This is a genomic window from Marinobacterium profundum (assembly GCF_001528745.1).
GTDB lineage: Bacteria > Pseudomonadota > Gammaproteobacteria > Pseudomonadales > Balneatricaceae > Marinobacterium_A > Marinobacterium_A profundum.
Genome location: NZ_BCNS01000027.1, coordinates 1 through 2,462, shown reverse-complemented (window position 1 = coordinate 2,462; position 2,462 = coordinate 1). Strand labels below are relative to the sequence as shown.

General features: G+C 62.0%; 2 protein-coding genes. Both read right to left on the bottom strand.

Annotated features, from left to right (window positions below; genetic code table 11):
* Positions 1-1,207: hydrolase (locus MPRO_RS02045; RefSeq protein WP_067286360.1), on the bottom strand; the 1,207-nt coding region annotated here is incomplete at its 3' end.
* Positions 1,208-1,294: 87 nt separating this feature from the next.
* Positions 1,295-2,462, bottom strand: a 1,168-nt coding sequence (locus MPRO_RS02040; protein ID WP_067286358.1) for an aspartate aminotransferase family protein, incomplete at its 5' end; no start/stop codon positions are given.

Below are 2,462 nucleotides of genomic sequence, written 5' to 3'. Positions count from 1 at the left end.
CAACCTCCGCCAGCTGCAGCAGAATCAGGGCGCTGAGTTTCGCGCGTTCGGTGAAGCTGCTGACGTACATGAACTCCTCGCTGCTGTGAATCTTGCCGCCCTGCACCCCCAGGGTATCGATATTGGGCACGCCGGCGGCGGCAAGATTGTTGCCATCGCAGCAGCCGCCAGTGGGTTTCCAGTCCAGTGCCAGCCCCAGTTGCTCTCCGCAGCTGCGGGCCAGTTCAAACAGAGCCTGGTTGGCGTCGGTCAACTGTTTGGGCTTGCGGCCAAAACCACCGTGCAGTTGCAGGCTGAGACCGTCGCGGGCGTTAATTTCAGCACACAGCCGCGCCAGCTGTTCGAGACACCAGGCTTCGTCTTCGGCCTGGCCTATACGGATATTGAACCTGGCCATGGCCTGATCCGGCACTACATTGACGGCGCCCCCCCCATGGACGAACCCAGGATTAACCGTGATGCCTTCACGCTGTCCGTTGAGGTCGTCCAGTGCGCTGACAAAGTCGCACAGTGCCCGCACGGCGTTGCGCCCCAGGTGGTGCTCACGCCCGGCGTGGGCGGCCAGGCCCTGTACCGTGACACTGAAGTTGCCGCTGCCCTTGCGCTCGCCCGCCAGATTGCCATCCGGCATGCAGGGCTCGTAGATCAGCCCAAGATCGCAGCGCAAGGCGGCTTCGCTAATCAGCGGGGCTGAACCTGGTGAGCCAATTTCCTCATCCGGATTGAACAGTATCTCCCAGCCAATATGGTCGCTGTAGGGGCTGCGTTCCAGTGCTTCTATGGCTTTGAGCATCACCATCAAGCCGCCTTTGAGGTCGGCGACACCGGGCCCGTTTAAGGTGTTGTCATCTAGCCAGCGCACGGACTGAAAAGGGTGGTCCGCCGCAAAGACGGTATCCATGTGACCACAGAAAAAAATCTGCAGCGGGGCTTCGGGTCTTTTGCGGATGCGCAGTGCATCCCCCAGCGGTAATAGCTGCTCCTCGCCCTGGTCGGTGATGCGGCGATAGGGCGCCACGGGCAGCACCTCAATAGTACCGCTGAGCGGGCTGCAATAGTGCTGCAGGGTTTCGCGCACGCGGTTGACGCCTACGCTGTTGAGGCTACCGGAATTGATGGCGGCCAGCTCCAGGGTGCGGGCCAGCATGCTATCGTGCTGGCTGTCGAGCCAGTCAATCCAGGGGCTGTGGGCAGGGTTTGGGGTCATTGTGGTCTCGTCCTGTGGAGTCTGGCATCGGCGCCATGGCGGTCGAGAGGACGCCCCCAGAGCAAGGGCGCCCGGATTGGCACTGAGTTAGGTGGCCAGCACCTGCTCGATGGCGGCTTCCAGCTTCGCCATGGCGGCGTTGATATCCTGATCTGGGATGATCAGGGATGGCGTGAAGCGCAGCACATTGGGGCCGGCCATCAGGATCAGCAGTCCCTGGGCACGGGCTGCGGCGAGAAACTCACCGGCCTTGCCGTGCCAGGCATCGACCAGTTCGGCACCGATCAAGAGACCTGCACCACGTATCTGCTTGAAGACTCCCAGCTTGTCGCCGATGCGCTGCAGGTGCGCTGCAATAAGGGCGTGCTTGCGATCAACGTCGGCCAGCAGCGCCGGATCGCTGACGATGTCTAGCACCTTGCCAGCCACGGCGCAGGCCAGGGGGTTGCCGCCGAAGGTGCTGCCGTGGGCGCCAAAGCCAAAGCTGGTGGCGATCTCGGCGGTGGTCAGCATGGCACCTATGGGGAAGCCGCCGCCCAGACCTTTGGCGCTGGTGAGGATGTCGGGCGTCACGCCCATATCCATATAAGCAAACAGTTTGCCAGTACGGCCAATGCCGGTCTGGATTTCATCGTAGATCAGCAGGGCATTGTGCTGATCGCATAGTTCGCGCACCGCCCGGGCGAATTCCGCTGTGGCCGGGATAATGCCGCCTTCGCCCAGTATGGGTTCCATCACGACCGCACAGGTGCGTTCTGAAATGACCGCCTTGAGTGCCTCTATATTGTTGTAGGGCACGTGGGTAATACCCCCGGGAGCCGGTTCAAAGCCCTGGCGGTACTTGGGCTGGCCGCCGACACTGACGGTAAACAGGGTGCGGCCATGGAACGACTGTTCGAAGGCAATGATTTCGTGTTTCTGCGGGCCTACATGGTCGTAGGCATACTTGCGTGCCAGCTTGAAGGCCGCTTCGTTGGCCTCGGCGCCGGAGTTGGCAAAGAACACCCGTTCGGCAAAGGTCTGCTGTGTTAGCTGCTGGGCCAGCGCCAGCGCCGGTTCATTGGTGTAGACGTTGCTCAGGTGCCAGAGTGTGTCGGCCTGATCCTTGAGAGCCTGGACCAGTTGCGGGTGGCAGTGGCCCAGCAGATTGACGGCTATACCACCGGCCAGGTCTATATAGTCGCGCCCGTCCTGATCCCACAGGTGCGAGCCCTGGCCACGCACCGGAACTATGGCCTGGGGGGCGTAGTTGGGC